Origin of the sequence: Stenotrophomonas veracruzanensis (assembly GCF_032911525.1) — a bacterium.
In the GTDB taxonomy this organism is placed as follows: Bacteria; Pseudomonadota; Gammaproteobacteria; order Xanthomonadales; family Xanthomonadaceae; genus Stenotrophomonas; species Stenotrophomonas africana.
This window is the reverse complement of record NZ_JAWJTI010000011.1, coordinates 35,303-53,626: the sequence shown is the minus strand read 5'-3', so window position 1 is coordinate 53,626 and position 18,324 is coordinate 35,303. Positions and strand designations below refer to the sequence as shown.

The following is an 18,324-nucleotide window of genomic DNA, read 5'->3' as shown; positions in this document are numbered from 1 at the left end:
ATGGGGGCATGGATGTCTCCCACCTGCTTGATGGCCTGAACCCGGCCCAGCGCGAAGCCGTCTCCGCTCCCCCCGGCCACCACCTGGTGCTGGCCGGTGCCGGTTCCGGCAAGACCCGCGTACTCACCCACCGCATCGCCTGGCTGCATGAAGTCGACGGCGTGCCGACCCACGGCATTTTCGCGGTGACTTTCACCAACAAGGCGGCCGGCGAAATGCGCCACCGCATCGACGCACAGCTGCCCCATGGCAGCCGTGGCATGTGGATCGGTACCTTCCACGGCCTGGCCAACCGCCTGCTGCGCCTGCACTGGCAGGACGCGAAGCTGCCCGAAGGCTTCCAGGTGATGGACTCGGACGACCAGCTGCGGCTGGTCAAGCGCGTGGTGCAGGCGCTGGAGCTGGACGACGGCAAGTACCCGGCCAAGCAGATTGCATGGTGGATCAACGCACAGAAGGACGAGGGCCGTCGCCCGCAGCACATCCAGCCCGAGCCGCACGATGCGTGGCTGGAAACCATGCGCCAGGCTTACATCGAGTACCAGGCGCGCTGCGACCGCGCCGGCCTGGTGGACTTCGCCGAGCTGCTGCTGCGCGCGCATGAACTGCTGCGCGACAACCCGGCGTTGCTGTCGCACTACCGCGCCCGCTTCCGCGAGATTCTGGTGGACGAGTTCCAGGACACCAACGCCATCCAGTACGCCTTCGTGCGCGTGCTGGCCGGTGATTCCGGCCACGTGTTCGTGGTCGGCGACGATGACCAGGCCATCTACGGCTGGCGCGGTGCCAAGGTCGAGAACGTGCAGGGCTTCCTGCGTGACTTCCCCGGTGCGCAGACCATCCGCCTGGAACAGAACTACCGCTCCACCGCCAACATCCTCGGCGCCGCCAATGCGGTGATCGCGCACAATCCGGATCGCATCGGCAAGCAGCTGTGGACCGACAGTGGCGACGGCGAGCCGATCGACCTGTACGCCGCGTACAACGAGATGGACGAGGCACGCTACATCGTCGAGCGCGCCCGCCAGTGGGTGCGCGATGGTGGCAGCTACACCGAAGTGGCCGTGCTCTACCGCAGCAACGCGCAATCGCGCGCGTTGGAAGAAGCGCTGCTGAGCGAACAGGTGCCGTACCGCGTGTACGGTGGCATGCGCTTCTTCGAGCGTGCCGAAATCAAGGACGCGCTGGCTTACCTGCGCCTGCTGTCCAACCGCAACGATGACGCCGCCTTCGAGCGCGCGGTCAACACCCCCACCCGGGGCATCGGCGACCGCACGCTGGACGAAGTGCGCCGCGAGGCACGCGCGCAGGGCATCTCGTTGTGGGAAGCAACGATGTTGGTCACCCAGGGCAGTGCGCTGGCCGCGCGCGCGCGCAATGCACTGGCCGGCTTCCTGGGGCTGGTCAACGAGCTGCAGGCGCAGACCGTGCACATGACCCTGGCCGAGCGCGTGGACCACGTGCTGGCCCGCTCGCAGCTGCGCGAGCACTGGAGCAAGGAAAGCCGCAACGCGCTGGATTCGGAATCGCGCACCGACAACCTCGATGAACTGGTCTCGGTCGCCTCGCGCTTCGTGCGCCGCGCCGACGACATCGAGGAAGTGGGCGAGGACATGGACGAGCTGGTCGCGTTCCTGGCCTATGCCGCGCTGGAGGCCGGTGAGGGCCAGGCGCAGGCCGGCGAGGACGGCGTGCAGCTGATGACCCTGCACTCGGCCAAGGGCCTGGAATTCCCGCTGGTGTTCCTGGCGGGCATGGAAGACGGCCTGTTCCCCAGCGCACGTTCGCTGGAAGAAAGCGGGCGGCTGGAAGAAGAGCGCCGCCTGGCCTACGTCGGCATCACCCGCGCGCGCCAGAAGCTGGTGCTGAGCTACGCCGAATCGCGCCGCATCCATGGGCAGGACAACTACAGCCTGCCGTCGCGCTTCCTGCGCGAGATTCCGCGCGAGCTGCTGCACGAAGTGCGCCCGAGGGTACAGGTCTCGCGGCCGGCCTCAATGGGTGCCAGCCGGGTGATGGGCCATGCCTCGATCGAGGCGCCACCGGTCAAGCTCGGCGCGCTGGTCACCCATCCCAAGTTCGGCGAGGGCATGGTGACCGACTACGAAGGCAGCGGCGCCCACGCCCGCGTGCAGGTCGAGTTTGCCGATGCCGGCAGCAAGTGGCTGGTGATGGCGTACGCCAACCTGACGGTGATCTGATCACCGTCAGGGGGCGGGAATTCCGGTAGAGCCGAGCCATGCTCGGCTGCTTCTGGCGGGAAAGAGCAGCCGAGCATGGGCTCGGCTCTACAAAGGCGAGTACTCATGACCCGTAACGTGCTCTTCCTCTGCAGCCAGAACCGCCTGCGCAGCCCGACGGCCGAGCAGGTATTCGCCGATTGGCCGGGCATCGAGACCGCCTCGGCCGGGTTGCTGGCCGACGCCGAGGAAGTGCTCAGCCCCGAGCTGCTGCAGTGGGCCGATCTGGTGTTCGTGATGGAGCGCGCCCACCGCAATCGGCTGTCCAGCCGCTACAAGGCCTGGTTGAACGGCAAGCGGGTGATCTGCCTGGATATCCCGGACGACTACGACTACATGGACCCGGTGCTGGTGGAGCTGCTGAAGCGCAAGGTGGCGCCGTTCCTGCGTTGACCGCGGTGTTGTAGAGCCGAGCCCATGCTCGGCTGCTTTTCGCGCCAGAAGCAGCCGAGCATGGGCTCGGCTCTACAATAGGCGGCACTTCTTCCAGGACCGCCCCCATGACCGAACCCACGCTGCACGTCACCGTGAAGTTGAACGCCCGGCTGCAGCCGGAGCATCGCCACGAACTGTTCGAGGATCCGCTCGACGCGCTGCTGCAGGCGGCCCAGGTGGGCGAGCTGACTGGCGGCGGCACCGCGATGTCCGATCTCGGCGAGGTCGAATACGGTGATATCGAAGTTGCCCTGGTCGATGCGGCCGGCGTGCCAAAGCTGATCGACCTGCTGGAACAGCTGGGTGCTCCGAAGGGTTCGCAGCTGCAGGGCGCGGGTGAAGCCGACCGCAGCTTCGGCGTGACCGAAGGCCTGGGCATCTACCTGGATGGCCTGAATCTGCCGGACGAAGTCTACGAACAGTGCGATTCCAACCACGTGTTCGAACAGCTGTCGGAGAACATCGACGGCCTGGGCGAGATCTGCAGCTGGTGGCAGGGCCCGACCGAGACCGCGCTGTACATGTACGGCGAATCGTTCGAGACGATGCGTGATGCGATTGCCGGATTCGTGGCCAGTTATCCGCTGTGCCAGAACGCACGCGTGGTGCAGATCGCCTGAAGGTGGGGGCGCTGTAGAGTCGAGCTTGCTCGACTGCCTTTTATGAGCAGAAGCAGTCGAGCAAGCTCGACTCTACGGCAGCAGGTTATCGGCCGGCTGACTGCCGGGCGTTGTCGCGCTGGGCAAGATCCTTGCCCAGATGATAGCCGCCGCAGAGCAGGACGAAGGTGGCCATGAGGCTCCAAAGGATGATCCTGAGGGGGCTTCGTGGTGTTGGCTTGCTGTCCTGCATGTGCGTTCTCCCGGGGCGGCGCGGTGCCGCTGGTCCAGCATGCGCTGCGGTAGGGGGGTGGGCAAGCGGACGATGCGCACACGCCGCTGCGCGGCGCCGGATTGATCCTGCTCAAGGCGCGGCCTCCACATCCGGTGTGCAATGGTGTCGTTCCCATCTGGCAGACCGCCACGGAGCCCCACCATGTACAAGCGCATCCTGATTGCCACCGACGGTTCCGAGTTGGCCGACAAGGGCCTGGCCAAGGGCCTGGAGCTGGCCAAGGACCTCAATGCCGAGGTCGATATCGTGACCGTTTCCGAGCCGTGGGCCGTCGGCATGTACGACGCCATGGGCTGGAGCGTGGGCTACATGAACAGCCCTGAGTACAAGGCCGACCGCGAGGAAGGCGCGCAGAAAGTGCTGCAGCCGGCGCTGGCCAAGGCCGCCGAGCAGGGCATCACCGCCAATCCGGTGCATGTGCTGGACCGCTATGCGGCCGACGGCATCATCGAGACGGCGGGCGAGCGCAACAGTGACCTGATCGTGATGACCTCGCACGGCCGCCGTGGCGTGACCCGTGTGCTGCTGGGCAGCCAGACCGCCGAGGTGCTGGCACGCAGCACGCTGCCGGTGCTGGTCATCCGCTGATTCAAGCGTTCCCGGGGAGGGGACCCGACGCCGGCCGCAGGATGCGCGCCGGCGTTGTTTTTCTTGTGGGGCCGGCAGGGCGTATCCACGCATGGCGTGGATCTACTGAATTGCAGGGATCCGACCCCGGCTACATCACCAGCTGTACAGCTTCCAGTACACCGGCGACACGCCATCCTTGTCGTTGTCGAAACGGCCGTCGCCGTTCTTGTCGTACATGTAGAACGGCGCACCGCGCGACGGGGTCACCTTGACCATGCGCAGCTGTCCGGACACGCGGTATTCCTCGATGACATCGCCGTTGTCCATGGTGCGCCTGGACACATCCGCGCCCTTGACGTCCACCGGGGGAGCGCCCGCGCCACCCATGCTGGCGCAGCCAGCGAGCAGAAGCAGGGAAGCCAGCATCAGGGTCTTCATCGGCGGGGGCCTTTGCCTGGAATGAGCCTTGATTATGCCCCATCGCCGGGCGCCTGCCGTGTCGCCGCGATGCAGGCACGGGCGCGTAGAATCGACCCATGAGCAGATTAGTCCTGATCGACGGGTCCAGTTACCTGTACCGCGCGTTCCACGCGCTGCCGCCCCTGTCCAATGCACAGGGCGAACCCACCGGCGCGCTGTTCGGCGTGGTCAACATGCTGCGCTCGACACTGAAGGAACGCCCGGCTTACGTGGCGTTCGTGGTCGATGCGCCGGGCAAGACCTTCCGCGATGACCTGTACGACCAGTACAAGGCCAACCGCCCACCGATGCCCGATGAGCTGCGCAGCCAGGTCGAGCCGATGTGCCGCATCGTCGAGGCGCTGGGCATCAGCATCCTGCGCATTCCCGGCGTGGAAGCCGACGATGTGATCGGCACGCTGGCCCTGCAGGGCGTGGCGCAGGACCTGAAGGTGACCATTTCCACCGGCGACAAGGACTTCGCCCAGCTGGTGCGCCCGGGCATCGAGCTGGTCAACACCATGACCGGCAGCCGCATGGATTCGGATGCGGCGGTGATGGAGAAGTTCGGCGTGCGCGCCGACCAGATCATCGACCTGCTGGCGCTGATGGGCGACGCGGTCGACAACGTGCCGGGCGTGGAGAAATGCGGGCCGAAGACCGCCGCCAAGTGGCTGGCCGAGTACCAGCACCTGGATGGGGTGATGGCGGCCGCGCCGACCATGAAGGGCAAGATCGGCGAAAACCTGCGCGCGGCACTGGAGCGCCTGCCGCTGAACCGCGAGCTGGTGACCATCCGCACCGACGTGGAGCTGGACGCCAGCCCGACCACGCTGGCCCTGCGCGAGCAGGACGTGCCGGAGCTGACCGAGCTGTATGCGCGCTACGGCTTCACCCAGGCGCTGAAGGAGCTGGGTGCACCACTGCCGGCGCCGACGGCCGCCAGCGAAGCCACCCCGAGCCTGCGTGGCACCGCCGCCGGCTTCGCCCGCGGCAGCGCCGAGGCACCGGCAGCGGGCACGCTGGATCCGGCGCTGGCGGCACCGGGTGAATACGAGACCGTGCTGGCCGCCGAGCAGCTGCAGGCCTGGGTCGAGCGCCTGCAGCAGGCGGACCTGATCAGCTTCGATACCGAAACCGATGCGCTGGACGCGATGCGTGCGCGCCTGGTGGGCATCAGCCTTGCGGTCGAGCCGGGCAAGGCCGCCTACATTCCGGTCGGCCACGACTATCCAGGCGCGCCGGCCCAGCTGCCGATGCAGCAGGTGCTGGACGCACTGCGCCCGGCGCTGCAGGACCCGGCTAAGAAGAAGCTGGGCCAGCACGGCAAGTACGACCTGCATGTACTGCGCCGCCACGGCGTGGACGTGCAGGGCTATCACGACGACACCATGCTCGAGAGCTTCGTGCTCAACTCCACCGCCACCCGCCACGACATGGATTCGCTGGCGCTGCGTTACCTGGGCTACAGCACCATCAAGTTCGAGGACGTGGCCGGCAAGGGTGCCAAGCAGATTCCGTTCTCGCAGGTGGGCATCGACGAAGCCAGCCGCTACGCGGCCGAGGACGCCGACATCACCCTGCGCCTGCACCGCGCGCTGCAGCCGCAGCTGCTGGTCGAGCCGGCGCTGGACGGCGTGTACCGCGACATCGAGATGCCGCTGGTGCCGGTGCTGACCAGCATCGAAGCCAACGGCGTGCGGATCGACACCGACGAACTGCGCCGGCAGAGCCAGGACCTGTCCTCACGCATGTTGGCGGCGCAGCAGAAGGCCACCGAACTGGCCGGACGCAGCTTCAACCTGGATTCTCCCAAGCAGTTGCAGGCGGTGCTGTTCGACGAGCTGAAGCTGCCGGCGGTGGTGAAGACTCCGAAGGGCCAGCCCAGCACCAATGAAGAGGCGCTGGAGGCGATTGCCGACCAGCATGAGCTGCCGCGGGTGATCCTGGACTACCGTGGGTTGGCCAAGCTGCGCAGCACCTACACCGACAAGCTGCCGGAGATGGTCAACCCGGACACCGGCCGGGTGCACACCAGCTACCACCAGTCCGGTGCCGCCACCGGCCGCCTGTCCTCGTCGGACCCGAACCTGCAGAACATCCCGATCCGCACCGAGGATGGCCGCCGCATCCGCCGCGCGTTCATCGCCCCGGAGGGCTTCCAGCTGCTGGCCGCCGACTACTCGCAGATCGAGCTGCGGATCATGGCCCACCTGTCCGAAGACCCGGGCCTGGTGCGCGCCTTCGAGCAGGGTGCCGACGTGCACCGTGCCACCGCCGCCGAGGTGTTCGGGCGTACGCTGGAGGACGTGACGCCGAACGAGCGCCGCGCCGCCAAGGCGATCAACTTCGGGCTGATGTACGGCATGAGCGCCTTCGGCCTGGCCCGCAACCTGGGCATCGACCGTGGCCAGGCGCAGGACTACGTGGCGCTGTACTTCAGCCGCTACCCGGGCGTGCGCGACTTCATGGAGCGGATGCGCCAGCAGGCCCGCGACCAGGGCTATGTGGAAACCCTGTTTGGTCGTCGCCTGTACCTGAACGACATTCATGCACGTAACCAGGGCCTGCGCGCCGGTGCCGAACGCGCGGCGATCAACGCGCCGATGCAGGGCACCGCCGCCGACATCATCAAGCGCGCGATGGTGGACGTGGATCAGTGGCTGCGTGACAGCGGCGCACCGGCACGGATGATCCTGCAGGTGCACGATGAACTGGTGTTCGAAACCGAAAGCAGTTTCGTTGAAGACTTGCGTTTGCAGGTGGTGGAGCGCATGTCGCAAGCGGCCAAGTTGCGGGTGCCGCTGGTGGTCGATACCGGCATCGGCAACAACTGGGACGAAGCGCACTGAAGGTGTTTCAGGCGGAAAACGACGTGAATTCGTTCATTCGTCAGAGGTTTCTGACTCGATCATGAATGTTTCCCCGATCGATGTTCATTAAATTGGGCCCCTTCACGAACCGTTAGTGTTCGGAGTGCTTCTATAACTCTCGACAGGCGCAATGCCTGTTGTGGATCTCTCCCATCCCCTGGAGCAGATCTCGGAACGGGGACTCCTCCCCAAGTGCCCGTTCCCCGGCCCCGTTGACCTCCCCCTGGTCAGCGGGGCTTTTTATTTGCGCTGCCGGCACTTCGGACCCCAGATGCTAGGCTGGGCGACCGTTCCACAGGGGAAGACCATGCCCGACCTGTTCGTACTGGCAATGCCCTGGTGGGAATTCATCCTGCGCGCGGTGGTGGTCTATGTCGTGGTGCTGGGCATGGTCCGCCTCGGCGGAAAACGCGCGCTGGGCCAGATCACGCCGTTCGACGTGCTGTTGATCGTGCTGCTGGGCAATGCGGTGCAGAACGCGCTGCTGGGCACGGACACTTCGCTGGGTGGAGGCCTGCTGCTGGCCGCCACCCTCATCCTGCTCAATTACGGGGTGGGCTGGCTGACCACCCGGAATCGCCGTATGGAGCGGATGATCGAAGGAGAACCCACCGTGATCGCGCGCGATGGCCGGCTTCTGGAGGGTGTTCTCCGCCGCGAACTGATCAGTCGCGCTGATTTCGACGCCGCGCTGCGCCAGCAGGGCGGGCTGCAGATCGAAGACGTGCAGATCGCCCTGCTGGAGACGACCGGACACATCACCATCATTCCGCGGAAGAGCACCTGATCGTGCAGCGCCGAGCATGGGCTCGGCGCTGCACGGCATCATTCATGGTGTGCAGCGGGTAGTGCCGGCCGCCGGTTTGCGCTCGTAGTAGGCGAAACGGTTGCCGCTGTCGATGCCGACCAGGTTGCCGTTCTGCAGCAGCTGCAGCACGAAGTCGCTGCCGATATCGCGATGGATGAAGATGCGGCCGTCGCGCAGGCTCGCCCGCAGTGGCTGTTCGCGGCCACCGGCCTCAACCACACCCCCCTCGAGGAAGCGCAGCTGCGACAACACGCTGCGCTCGGCTTCAAAGCTGCCACAGGGCAGTGCGGTGGCCGGCACCGGCGTGAGCGCGGAGGTGGAGGCGCTGGCGAGAACGGCAAGGTCCTTGGCCGGACCGCAGGCCGGGGCATCGGCGCGCTGGGCACAGGATCGCTGCAGCGCATCGCGGGCCTGCTGCAGGCGGCCACTGCTCCACAAGGTTTCAGCGGTGTCGGCGCAGAACGTTTCGCCCTGCTGCAAGCGGCAAAGGTCGATCAGTTCATCAAGCTGCGCGGGCGGCAGGGGCGCATCCACGGAATGCTGCAGGCCGAGCAGGGCCTTGCCCATCATTTCCGAGGCAATCTCCTTGGCTGCCGTCATGCAACCCTCGGCGTCGAACGACGGCAGCTCCTTCCTGCAGATCTCGGGAATCGGCGGTTCCTCCGTTTTGGGCGCGGCGTCCTTGGCCTGCTGCTGGTAGGTCTCCAGCAGACGCATGCAGGCTGCGCCCACGCCTTCAACGCACCATGCATGAAGCTTCTGGGGAGCGGCCTCCGGCAGCGCTTCCAGGCAGTCGGAGGTGTTCATCACGCAACCGCCCTCGATGGGTTCCGGCATCGTCTTGCAGGCGGCGGCGTGCTCACGGGTGAACTCGCGATAGGGCGTGCTGATCGTGCGGTCGTTGTCCGAGAAGTACCAGTTTTCCAGCTGGCCGGTGGACAGGTTGCCGGTACCGAGCACGTCTTCCTGGCGGGCAACGCGCAGTTCCTCGGTGGCCTGGTAGGGGCCGGACAGGAAGCCGTGTCCTTCGCTCTCCAGGGTCAGCGTGGTGTTGCCGCCGCTGTCCTTGTAGGTGCCGCAGGCCATCGACTGCGCGGCGGCCGGCAGGCTGGCCGAGGCCAGGGCGAGCAACAGCAGGGAGCGCCAGCCCGCAACGCGGGGGCGGAGGGAAACACCAGCAGGCATGAGGTCATCCTTGAAGGAAGTGGGGGCAGGGCCCGTCCGGTGCAGGGCACACCACAGGCAGGGAAGGGCGTCACGCGTCAGACGTGCCGCCGGAAGATCAGAGCCAGTCGCGCGGCACCAGGTAGTCGGCCAGGCGCGCTTCGGCGCTGCCCGCTTCCGGGGTGAAGCCGTACTCCCAGCGCACCCGCGGCGGCAGGCTCATCAGGATGCTCTCGCTGCGGCCGCCACTCTGCAGGCCGAACAGCGTGCCGCGGTCGTAGACCAGATTGAACTCCACGTAGCGGCCGCGACGGTACAGCTGGAATTCGCGTTCGCGTTCACCATGGGTGGTGTCCTTGCGCTGCTGCACGATCGGCAGGTAAGCGTCGAGGAAGCCATCGCCCACCGCGCGCAGGTAGTCGAAATCGCGCTCGAAGTCGCCGTGCAGGTCGTCGAAGAACAGACCGCCGATGCCACGCGTTTCATTGCGGTGGCGCAGGAAGAAGTACTCGTCGCACCAGCGCTTGTGCGCGCTGTAGCGTTCGTCGCCGAACGGGGCACACAGATCGCGTGCGACCCGGTGCCAGTGCTGCACGTCCTCGTCGAACGGATAGAACGGGGTCAGGTCGAAGCCGCCGCCGAACCAGCTGGCCACCACTTCACCGTCGCGCTGGGCCTGGAAGAAGCGCACGTTGGCATGGGTGGTCGGCACGTAGGGGTTGAGCGGGTGGAACACCAGCGACACGCCGGTGGCGCGCCAGGAGGCGCCGGCCAGTTCCGGGCGGTTGGCCGAGGCCGACGGCGGCAGGCGGCTGCCGGCCACGTCGGAGAAGCCGATGCCGGCCTGCTCGAACACCGCGCCGTCGCGCAGCACGCGGGTGCGCCCACCACCGCCCTCGGCACGCTGCCACAGGTCTTCCTGGAAGCGGGCCTGGCCATCGGCGGCCTCGATCGCCGCACAGATGCGGTCCTGCAGGTCGGTGAGGTAGGCGCGCACGCGCTCGAATTCGTTCATGGCGCGTACTTTACCGCAGGGCCCGCCCGAAGCTGCGGACAGGCCCTGGCGGGCTCAGCGCTTGCGGTTGGAGTTGCGCGGCGTCGGAGCGTTGTCCACAGCCGCCTCTTCAACCGCCTTCTGCAAGGCACCGCCCAGCGTGATCAGCTCCCAGTTCTGGGTGCCGAGCACGTCGCAGGCCACGTGCAGGCCGCTGCGGTCGGCCTTGCACAGCTGCTCCAGGGTTGCCCGTGCATCCACCTCCGCACCGTTGCCTTGCGCGGTGACCAGGTTCTCGCACCCTTCGCGGACGCCAGCCCGGCAGACCGTGGTGTAGTGCCCGGCGGCCTGCAGCCAGTTCCCGGACAGCGCAAGGCGGTTGCCGAGAATGTTGCAGCCCTGCAGCTTGCCCTGCGTGCAGCAGGCTTCGGCCCCGTCCTCGTTGGCCAGCGCCAGCGGGCAATCCTGTGGCAGTGGCAGCACCTTGAACTGCTTCGGCGCACTGCACCTGGTCGGGCCTTCACCGGTGGGGGTGAACACCTGGAAGCGGGTCCAGGTATCCAGGCCCAGCAGCTGGCCACCCGGCAGCGGGCGCAGCACGAAGTCGCCGCCCCGGTCGTGGTGGATGCGGATGTCACCCTCTTCGACACGCGCACGAAGATGGCTGCCCCAGCCGACACCGACCAGGCCGGCATCACCGAAATCGAGCGTGTCCATCAGGCCGCCGTCGGCCCGGTAGTTGCCGCAGGGCAGGGCCGTTGCCGGTTGCGGCTGCAACGATGCACCCACCGCCTGCAATGCCGGCAGGCGCTCGCAGGTGGCGGTGTCATTGCCGGGGGGGCAGGCCGCAGCCAGGGCCTGCACTGCCTGCAGGGGATCTCCTGCCTCCCAGGACAGCTCAGCTACGCGGGTGCAGAAGCCGCCATGCGGTACCTCGCGGCATAGCCGCAACAACTGTTGCCGCCGCTCAGCCGGAATGATCACCGGCACGGTCGGCGCCGTCATCGTCACCATGGCTTCGGTCATGGCGGCCGTCATCGAGGCCTTGACCAGCTGCTCCTGCACTGCAGGGTCGGCCTCGAGTGCGGCGGCACACGCTGGGGTTTCCTGTTCGAAGCCACCATCGTCACAGGCGGCGGGGAGTTTGATGCCAGACAGAGCGGCGTCGAGCGCTGCCTTTGCCAGGTCGGGATCGGCCTCGACCGTGGGTTTGGCCTCCTCCTGCCAACGATCAGCCAGTTGCAGGCACATGCCGGGCACACCTTCCCGGCACCCTGCTTCCAGCGCGATCGGGGTCGCTCCGCGACGGTTGTCCAGGCACGCCGCCGCATCAGCCAGGCAGCTGCCTTCAGCCGGCGTGGCTGCTGCGGCGCACTGTGCGGGGGCCTGCAGGAGGTAGACCGTGCCATCCACCTCGACCGTGCGGCCACGATCGCGGACCTGCAGTGCGCTGGGCAGGCCGTACTCCAGACTCACCAGTTGCAGCTTTCCGTCGATCTGCTGGAACACGACCGGAGACGGCGCACTGCCGAAGTGCTTCTGCTCGCCACGGTTGGGTGCGCTGATGCGCAGCGTGCTGCTGCCTTCATCGGCCTTGAACAGGCCGCATTGCGGTGACTGTGCGGCGGCCATCGGCGCGGCCAGCAGCAACGCCCAGGCCAGCCAGCGACGGCGCGGTGCGGGTGAATGCATGTCGTCTCCTTGACGATCGAACGGGAAACTCCAGACGCTACGGCGAACCACGGCCCTCGCGCGGGGGCGTGCATTGTGCCGTGCCGGGCACGGGCTGGTAACGCTGGTAGGCCGTCTGGTTGTCCATGCCGAGCAGGTCGCCGTTGCCGAGTTGGCGCAGTACGAACGTTTCGCCGTTCTGTTGCAGCTGGACGGCGCCTTCGTGCAGGCGGGCCTGCGTGCCATCGCCGAAGTCGAGCATGTCGATCACGCCACCGTCGGCCTTGTAGCGACCACACGGCACATGTTGGAGCGCTACCAGGCGCAGGTCAGTGCCGAGTTCACGCAGTGGTGCGGTACGTTCGCAGGCACTGACGCGTCCAGCATCGCAGACCACCTGCAGGGCCTGCACCGCCAGCGCAGGTTGCAGCGCGTCCAACTGTTGCGCGGCCACTTCGACGCAGAAGCGGCCACCACGGTGTTGCAGGCACAACTGCTGCAGGCGATCGCGTGCAGCGACGGGAAGAGGCGAACCCAGTGTGCCCTCGTCTTCCTGTTGCAGGCGCTGGTCCACCCGCCGCATGGCGGCGGCCAGTGCATCGTCGGTCATGGCTTCGCAGGCCTGCGGATCGTGCCCGGCCGTGTGTTCGTGGCAGGGCGGCGGGCGCTCGAAGACTGCCGGGCCGGCGTCTCCGGCTGCATCTGTTGCGCTGCCATCACGCATCAGCCGCAGCAGCGTTGAACAGCCGGAGCCTACGCCCTCGTCGCAGGCGCGCCGGGCCTGGCCGGCCGAGGCCGTTGGCAGCTGCACCATGCAGTAGCTGCCGGCCGCGCGGCAGCTGCCAGCCACCGCGGTGGGCTCGCTGGCGCAGGCGCGGGACCGGCGCAGGGTGTAGGTCACCACCACGTCGTCTTCGATGCGCTGCCCATCGACACTGATCCGGATCGGCTCGGCCACGCCATCGTCGAGCATGACCAACCGTGTCTGTGCCGCACCGCGATCAACCCACAGCGGCTGCGGCTCGCTGCCGTCGTTGTGGCGATAGCCGATGCCGGGGGTGGTGAACACGAGCGCCACACCGCCGTCGGTGCTGCGGTATTCGCCACACTGCAGCGCGTCGGCGGCAGCAGGCAGCGCAGCCAACAGCAGCAATGCGGGGAGAAGGGTCAGCAAGCGCATGCGACGGTCCTTGTCGTGCGAGAAGGGGATGGGGCTCAGTGGAAGCGCGAGCGGATATCCGGCCGCAGCAGGCGCCATGCCAGCCAGCCCTGCAGACCCAGGAACAGCACCGAAGTGCCGAGCAGGGTGAAGGTCATCATCCAGCGACGCGGCTGCAGCGATTGCTGCATGTCCGGCTGATCGGCGAGCAGCACGATCATGTCGCGCATGAACACGTCCAGCCACCAAGTGATTGCGAAATTGGCCAGCGCGCTCAACAGCAGCATCACCACGAAGCTCCACAGGCCCCAGCGGCGCTCGCGCAGCAGCCCCCAGCTGGCCACGGCCGAGACCAGGCAGAGCAGTGCAGTGGTCATCGAGGCACCCACCGGGTGCGCCAGCAGCCAGGTCAGGCTGTGCATCTGCCTATGCTGTGCTTCACCCGCCAGCAGCCGCCAGAGTGGAGCGTCGTGCAGCGGCCACGCCAGCAGCCCCTGCAGCACGAAATAGCCGGTCAGCAGCGCGGACAGCCAGAAGGACGCCTGGACAAGTGGTCGAATCCACGCGTGGTAGGGCGAAGGCTGCGAAGAGGGCGGCGGGAGCGGCACTGACATCCGGTGTCCTTGCAATCGGTGCCCGCACGCTCAGCGGGCCGTCACCCGGGTGGCGACGGCCGGCAGGATATGGTGTTCGCTCAACGGTGCCAAGGGCTGGCCGTGCGGCGGCTGCAGCGGCACCCAGGCCAGTTCGGCGATCTCCGCGCGTGCCTGTGGCGTGCCGTCCACCTGCACCCACCATGCCTGCGCCTGCACGAGGTGGCCGGGCTCGTTCACCGCCCAGTCTTCGAACGTGCCCAGCGCGACGGCGGTCCCGGCGCACACCTGCACACCGAGTTCTTCGTCCAGTTCGCGCGCCAGTGCCTGCAGCGGTGCTTCGCCGGCTTCAGGCTTGCCACCGGGCTGGATGAAGCGGCTGGCGCCGTGCTTGCGCACCACCAGCGCCCGGCCGCGGTCATCCAGGATGACCGCGGCCACGATATGGATCGTGGCCGCGGCGTTGCTCACTTCAGGTTCTGCTCGAACAGCTTCAGGATGCGCTTGTACTGGTCCAGCCAGGAATCGGCGCGCACGTAGCCGTGGCGCTCCAGCGGGTACGGTGCGATCGACCAGTTGTCCTTGTGCAGTTCGATCAGGCGCTGAGTGAGGTTCACCGAGTCCTGGAAGAACACGTTGTCATCCATCATGCCGTGGGCGATCAGCAGGTTGTCCTGCAGGTTCTGCGCGTATTCGATCGGCGAGGACACGCGGTACGCCTCCGGGTCGATGTCCGGGGTGTTGAGGATGTTGCTGGTATAGCCGTGGTTGTACTGGTGCCAGTCGACCACCGGGCGCAGCGCGGCGCCAGCCTTGAACGTGCCCGGCGAGCGGAACAGCGCCATGAAGGTCATGAAGCCGCCGTAGGAACCGCCGTAGATGCCGGCGTGGTCGCGGTCACCCTGCTGGGTGTCGACCAGCCAGTCCAGGCCGTCCTTGTAGTCTTCCAGTTCCGGGTGGCCCATGTTGCGGTAGATCGCCGTACGCCAGTCGCGGCCGTAGCCTTCGCTGCCGCGGTAATCCATGTCCAGCACGATGTAGCCCTTCTGCACCAGCAGGTTGTGGAACATCTGCTCGCGGAAGTAAGCCGGGTAGCGCTGGTGCACGTTCTGCAGGTAGCCGGCACCGTGCACGAACATCACGATCGGGTACTTCCTGCCGGGTTCCTTGTTTTCGGGCTCGTAGTACTTGGCCCAGACCACGCCGGCACCATGCTTGGATGGAACCGCCACCAGCTTCGGCTGGATCCACTGGCGTGCCTTGTAGTCGGCGGTGCGGGTGTCGGTCAGCACGCGTGCCTGGCCACCGGTGCTCGGCAGCACGGCCAGCTGCGGCGGCAGGTAGGCGCCGGAGTAGCGCACCAGCAGCTGCTGGCCGTCCGGCGACAGTGAGAAGTCTTCCACGCCGTTGAGGCTGGTCAGCTCGCGCACCTGGCGGCTGCCGGTGTCGACCGCGCAGACTTCGTAGTCATGCGGCGCCTGCTGGTTGCACAGGAAGTAGAAGCCCTTGCCATCGGCCGAGGGCACCGGCGCCGAGGTTTCCCACTTGCCGCTGGTCAGCGCCTGCGGCTTGGCAGTGCCGGCCTGGGTGTACAGGTGCGAGAAGCCCGATTCCTCCGACAGCAGCCACAGCGTGCGGCCATCGGCCATCCAGCCGAAATCGTTGAAGCCCCAGTTGATCCAGGCGTTGTCGGTCAGGCGATGACGGTTCTGCACGCGGCCATCGGCGGCGTTGACGCTGACGATCCAGCGGTCCTTGTTGTCATTGGCACGCAGCATCACCGCGGCCTGCTGGCCATCAGGGCTCCAGCGGATGCCACCGCCCATGAAGTCGCTCATCACCTGCAGGCTGCGCTCGCCCTTCAGCGCGTCCTTGCCGGCCTTGCGGCGCAGTTCGGCCAGCGGGTCGGTGCTGATGCCCGGCAGGCCGGCCAGCGAGACCTTCTCGGCCTTGCCGGTGCGCACGTCCACGTACCACAGCGTGTGCGGCTCGAAGCCGTTGCGGCCGACGCGGGTGCGGGTGTCTTCGGTTTCCTCGTAGCCCGACTCGGTCACGTACAGCGGCATCTTGCCGCCACGGCCGTCGTCGAAGTCCTTCGGCTTGGTCACCACGATGAGGTGGGTCAGGTCCGGCGACAGCACGCTGTCGGCGATCTCCACGTCGGCGCCCAGGTACACCGGGCCCGGCGCGCGGGTCGGGTCGGCCTGGCGCCAGCGCTGGTCCTGGTCCTTCAGTGCTTCGCGCTGGTCACGGTCGCGGCGCAGGGTTTCCAGCGTGCGCAGCTGCTGGTCGCGCAGCACGTCGGCCTTCGGCGGCGTGCGCGGGTCCTTCTCGGCCTTCAGGCTGGCCACCTGCTGCACGCCGCTGGCGGCGGTCCAGTGGAACCAGTTCTGGCCGACGCGCCAGATCACGCCGTTGTCGGCGGCGAAGTTCACGTTGCCCGCGCGCTCGTTGCTGCGGGTCAGCTGGGTCAGCGCGCCGCTGCGCAGGTCACGCACGAACACGTCACCGTTGCGGACGAAGGCGCTGCGGCTGCGGCTGCGGTCATAGACCGGCTCGGCCACGTCCAGGGTGCCGCGCTGGTCATCGGCCACCTGCGCGGCCACGCCACCGGCCACCGGCTGGCGGAAGGTATCGCGCACCGGGCTGCCGTTGCGCTTGAGCTGGTATTCCACCTGCTGGCTGTTCCACGACCACCAGGCCTTCTCGACCGGCGGGCCAATCCAGTCCGGGTCGGCCATGGCCTGTTCGATGGTGATCGGCGTCGGCGCGGCATGCGCAGCCGGTGCGGCCAGCACGGCCGACAGCAGGAGGGACAGGGGCAGCACTCGGGACATGGGCGGACGGCACCAGTAGAGGAAACCGGCCAAGCGTAGCAGCCGCAAGGGCCCGGGGCAGGGGCCACAGGTCATGGCAGCGGGATTGGCAAAGTGGTGCAACCGGTGGCCGGCCTCGCGCATCCATTCTCCTGAACCCGCATCATCCACCGAACAGGAGCCCGACCATGCAGGAACTGATCCCGATCACCCTCTTCATCTGCATCGCCTACGCGATCCATGCCATTGCCGATGCCCGCGCCCGCAGCAAACTGGTGGCCCCGCACGTGCCGGAGGAAGTGATCCGCTCGCTGGCCGTGCTGGAAGAAGAACGCCGCCGCCAGGGCGCGCTGCGCTGGGGCATCAGCCTGGTCTGCCTGGCGCTGGCCATGGCCCTGCTGGAAGCCATCGGTGCGCGCGAACTGACCTTTGGTGCCGCCGCCGCGCTGGTCGGCAGTGCCGGCCTCGGCCAGCTGCTGGCCTGGCACTTCACCCGTCCTGCCGCGCGCAAGGGCTGAGCCGGCCCATGCCATGGGCACAGGGGGCGCCCCATAGATGAGCCTGCTCGGCGAAGCATTGTCGGCACTGCGGGGCCGTCGCCGCCACGATACGGCGGCGACGGCGGCACCCGCTGCACCGCTGGATGCGGACCAAGCTCTGGTGCGAGCCATCATCGACGGCTCGCAGGCGGCGTTTTCGCAGCTGGTCGAGACCCATCAACGCACCTGCGCGCACGTGATCGGGCGCATGGTGGGCGACCGCGATCAGGTGGCCGACCTGCTGCAGGAAACCTTCCTGGCCGTGTTCCGCCAGTTGCATCGGTTTCGTTTTGAATCCTCGCTGCGCACCTGGATTTCCCGGGTCGCTTACACCACGGCGCTGCAGCACCTGCGCCGGCGGCGGCTGGAGGCGCAATGGAGGGTGGCGGTGGAGGTGCCGGAGGAACTTGGGATCGGCGATGAAGGTCCCGGGCCCGCTGAGTTGAGCGAGGCGCTGCAGGCCGGGCGCCAGCTTGGTGCGGCACTCGAGCGGCTGAGTGCGCCGCAGCGGCTGATCGTCGGCCTGCATTACCTGGAGGATTTCGATCTGGCCGAGATCGAGCAGGTGACCGGACTGGCACGCGGTACCATCAAGAGCCACCTGTACCGCGCGCGCCAGGTCCTGAAGCAGGAACTGACGCGGCATGCCGCCGCCGGAGAACTGCTGTGAACCGACCGACCGACCCTCGCGATGCGGAAAAGCGCGCGCTGGCGCAGGCGTTGCGTGAGCAGGTGCAGCAGGAAGAAACGCCGGATGTGAGCGAGGCGCTGCAGAAGCGGATCGCCGCTGAGTCACGCGACAGTGGCGTGGGCTATGTGGTGGTGCAGGTGGTGTTGCTGGGGGCGTTGGTGGCTGCGGCGGTCTGGTACTTCTGGGTCTAGGGAAACATTGACGTCTGCACCTGCCTTGGGACGTTTCTTCCTCCAACTCCCGATCAGAAATCCAGGCATCGGGCGTTGTCCGCAAATCGACAGTTGGCCTTTCCCGACAGATTCCGTCACGTCGGTCTCGTCATCAGTGGCGGGCGCTCTATCCAAGGTCCACGAGCTACGTATGTTTCCTGAGGAAAGTTGCAAATTCCATGCCTCCGCTTGAGGCGGAGTTTCAC

At 67.2% G+C, this 18,324-nt stretch carries 18 protein-coding genes; 9 read left to right on the top strand and 9 right to left on the bottom strand.

Annotated elements, in window-relative coordinates; translation table 11 throughout:
- Window positions 1-8 precede the first annotated feature (8 nt).
- From uvrD to R1H25_RS09890, 3 genes are all read left to right on the top strand, one after another.
- Window positions 9-2,201, top strand: a complete 2,193-nt coding sequence (uvrD, locus tag R1H25_RS09900; protein WP_317223487.1) for a DNA helicase II — start codon at window positions 9-11, stop codon at window positions 2,199-2,201.
- 105 nt (window positions 2,202-2,306) lie between these two features.
- Window positions 2,307-2,633 (top strand): low molecular weight protein tyrosine phosphatase family protein, encoded by a 327-nt coding sequence (locus R1H25_RS09895; protein WP_057500899.1) that lies wholly within the window; start codon window positions 2,307-2,309, stop codon window positions 2,631-2,633.
- Between the two features lie 107 nt (window positions 2,634-2,740).
- Window positions 2,741-3,295: a hypothetical protein gene (locus R1H25_RS09890; protein ID WP_317223486.1), complete on the top strand. Its 555-nt coding sequence runs from the start codon at window positions 2,741-2,743 to the stop codon at window positions 3,293-3,295.
- 85 nt (window positions 3,296-3,380) lie between these two features.
- Here R1H25_RS09890 and R1H25_RS09885 read toward each other — a convergent pair whose 3' ends face one another.
- Window positions 3,381-3,527 (bottom strand): hypothetical protein, encoded by a 147-nt coding sequence (locus R1H25_RS09885; protein WP_317223485.1) that lies wholly within the window; start codon window positions 3,525-3,527, stop codon window positions 3,381-3,383.
- Window positions 3,528-3,710: 183 nt separating this feature from the next.
- On the opposite strand from R1H25_RS09885, the gene R1H25_RS09880 reads away from it, so the two are divergent.
- Window positions 3,711-4,157 carry a universal stress protein gene (locus R1H25_RS09880; RefSeq protein WP_005411629.1) on the top strand — a complete coding sequence of 149 codons (447 nt, stop codon included), beginning with the start codon at window positions 3,711-3,713 and terminating at the stop codon, window positions 4,155-4,157.
- Between the two features lie 135 nt (window positions 4,158-4,292).
- Here R1H25_RS09880 and R1H25_RS09875 read toward each other — a convergent pair whose 3' ends face one another.
- Entirely contained in the window at window positions 4,293-4,577 is a 285-nt protein-coding gene (locus tag R1H25_RS09875) for a DUF2782 domain-containing protein (RefSeq protein ID WP_049443782.1), read from the bottom strand.
- 98 nt (window positions 4,578-4,675) lie between these two features.
- Between R1H25_RS09875 and polA the strand changes: the two genes are divergently transcribed.
- Window positions 4,676-7,450 carry a DNA polymerase I gene (gene polA, locus R1H25_RS09870; RefSeq protein ID WP_317223484.1) on the top strand — a complete coding sequence of 925 codons (2,775 nt, stop codon included), beginning with the start codon at window positions 4,676-4,678 and terminating at the stop codon, window positions 7,448-7,450.
- Between the two features lie 328 nt (window positions 7,451-7,778).
- Window positions 7,779-8,258: a YetF domain-containing protein gene (locus R1H25_RS09865; RefSeq protein ID WP_317223510.1), complete on the top strand. Its 480-nt coding sequence runs from the start codon at window positions 7,779-7,781 to the stop codon at window positions 8,256-8,258.
- Between the two features lie 42 nt (window positions 8,259-8,300).
- Here the strand turns inward: R1H25_RS09865 and R1H25_RS09860 are convergent, their stop codons facing one another.
- From R1H25_RS09860 to R1H25_RS09830, 7 genes are all read right to left on the bottom strand, one after another.
- Window positions 8,301-9,464, bottom strand: coding sequence for a hypothetical protein (locus R1H25_RS09860; RefSeq protein ID WP_317223483.1), 1,164 nt, complete (start codon window positions 9,462-9,464; stop codon window positions 8,301-8,303).
- 97 nt (window positions 9,465-9,561) lie between these two features.
- On the bottom strand, window positions 9,562-10,458 hold the full coding sequence (gene hemF, locus R1H25_RS09855; RefSeq protein ID WP_317223482.1) for an oxygen-dependent coproporphyrinogen oxidase: 897 nt from the start codon (window positions 10,456-10,458) through the stop codon (window positions 9,562-9,564).
- Between the two features lie 54 nt (window positions 10,459-10,512).
- Window positions 10,513-12,129, bottom strand: a complete 1,617-nt coding sequence (locus tag R1H25_RS09850) for a hypothetical protein (RefSeq protein WP_317223481.1) — start codon at window positions 12,127-12,129, stop codon at window positions 10,513-10,515.
- Window positions 12,130-12,166: 37 nt separating this feature from the next.
- Window positions 12,167-13,288, bottom strand: coding sequence for a hypothetical protein (locus tag R1H25_RS09845; RefSeq protein ID WP_317223480.1), 1,122 nt, complete (start codon window positions 13,286-13,288; stop codon window positions 12,167-12,169).
- A gap of 35 nt (window positions 13,289-13,323) precedes the next feature.
- Window positions 13,324-13,881 (bottom strand): hypothetical protein, encoded by a 558-nt coding sequence (locus tag R1H25_RS09840; RefSeq protein WP_317223479.1) that lies wholly within the window; start codon window positions 13,879-13,881, stop codon window positions 13,324-13,326.
- A 30-nt stretch (window positions 13,882-13,911) separates the two neighbouring features.
- Window positions 13,912-14,331 carry an NUDIX domain-containing protein gene (locus tag R1H25_RS09835; RefSeq protein WP_057500890.1) on the bottom strand — a complete coding sequence of 140 codons (420 nt, stop codon included), beginning with the start codon at window positions 14,329-14,331 and terminating at the stop codon, window positions 13,912-13,914.
- Window positions 14,328-16,697, bottom strand: a complete 2,370-nt coding sequence (locus tag R1H25_RS09830; protein WP_317223478.1) for a S9 family peptidase — start codon at window positions 16,695-16,697, stop codon at window positions 14,328-14,330. Before R1H25_RS09830 ends, R1H25_RS09835 begins: the two co-directional genes overlap by 4 nt.
- A gap of 167 nt (window positions 16,698-16,864) precedes the next feature.
- Between R1H25_RS09830 and R1H25_RS09825 the strand changes: the two genes are divergently transcribed.
- The 3 genes from R1H25_RS09825 to R1H25_RS09815 are packed head-to-tail and all read left to right on the top strand — an operon-like array spanning window position 16,865 to window position 18,097.
- Window positions 16,865-17,194 (top strand): hypothetical protein, encoded by a 330-nt coding sequence (locus tag R1H25_RS09825; RefSeq protein WP_317223477.1) that lies wholly within the window; start codon window positions 16,865-16,867, stop codon window positions 17,192-17,194.
- A 37-nt stretch (window positions 17,195-17,231) separates the two neighbouring features.
- A complete protein-coding gene (locus R1H25_RS09820; protein ID WP_317223476.1) occupies window positions 17,232-17,885 on the top strand; it encodes a sigma-70 family RNA polymerase sigma factor in 654 nt (217 codons plus the stop codon).
- A complete protein-coding gene (locus R1H25_RS09815; protein ID WP_317223475.1) occupies window positions 17,882-18,097 on the top strand; it encodes a hypothetical protein in 216 nt (71 codons plus the stop codon). Before R1H25_RS09820 ends, R1H25_RS09815 begins: the two co-directional genes overlap by 4 nt.
- Window positions 18,098-18,324: the final 227 nt, after the last annotated feature.

Excerpts from the sequence above, each read along its gene's own strand:
- R1H25_RS09890 (WP_317223486.1), top strand. The coding sequence starts at position 2,741 with ATGACCGAACCCACGCTGCACGTCACCGTGAAGTTGAACGCCCGGCTG.
- polA (WP_317223484.1), top strand. The coding sequence starts at position 4,676 with ATGAGCAGATTAGTCCTGATCGACGGGTCCAGTTACCTGTACCGCGCG.
- R1H25_RS09825 (WP_317223477.1), top strand. The coding sequence starts at position 16,865 with ATGCAGGAACTGATCCCGATCACCCTCTTCATCTGCATCGCCTACGCG.
- R1H25_RS09885 (WP_317223485.1), bottom strand. The coding sequence starts at position 3,527 with ATGCAGGACAGCAAGCCAACACCACGAAGCCCCCTCAGGATCATCCTT.
- R1H25_RS09875 (WP_049443782.1), bottom strand. The coding sequence starts at position 4,577 with ATGAAGACCCTGATGCTGGCTTCCCTGCTTCTGCTCGCTGGCTGCGCC.
- R1H25_RS09895 (WP_057500899.1), top strand. The coding sequence starts at position 2,307 with ATGACCCGTAACGTGCTCTTCCTCTGCAGCCAGAACCGCCTGCGCAGC.
- R1H25_RS09860 (WP_317223483.1), bottom strand. The coding sequence starts at position 9,464 with ATGCCTGCTGGTGTTTCCCTCCGCCCCCGCGTTGCGGGCTGGCGCTCC.
- R1H25_RS09845 (WP_317223480.1), bottom strand. The coding sequence starts at position 13,288 with ATGCGCTTGCTGACCCTTCTCCCCGCATTGCTGCTGTTGGCTGCGCTG.
- R1H25_RS09830 (WP_317223478.1), bottom strand. The coding sequence starts at position 16,697 with ATGTCCCGAGTGCTGCCCCTGTCCCTCCTGCTGTCGGCCGTGCTGGCC.
- hemF (WP_317223482.1), bottom strand. The coding sequence starts at position 10,458 with ATGAACGAATTCGAGCGCGTGCGCGCCTACCTCACCGACCTGCAGGAC.
- R1H25_RS09840 (WP_317223479.1), bottom strand. The coding sequence starts at position 13,881 with ATGTCAGTGCCGCTCCCGCCGCCCTCTTCGCAGCCTTCGCCCTACCAC.
- R1H25_RS09865 (WP_317223510.1), top strand. The coding sequence starts at position 7,779 with ATGCCCGACCTGTTCGTACTGGCAATGCCCTGGTGGGAATTCATCCTG.
- R1H25_RS09880 (WP_005411629.1), top strand. The coding sequence starts at position 3,711 with ATGTACAAGCGCATCCTGATTGCCACCGACGGTTCCGAGTTGGCCGAC.
- uvrD (WP_317223487.1), top strand. The coding sequence starts at position 9 with ATGGATGTCTCCCACCTGCTTGATGGCCTGAACCCGGCCCAGCGCGAA.
- R1H25_RS09850 (WP_317223481.1), bottom strand. The coding sequence starts at position 12,129 with ATGCATTCACCCGCACCGCGCCGTCGCTGGCTGGCCTGGGCGTTGCTG.
- R1H25_RS09820 (WP_317223476.1), top strand. The coding sequence starts at position 17,232 with ATGAGCCTGCTCGGCGAAGCATTGTCGGCACTGCGGGGCCGTCGCCGC.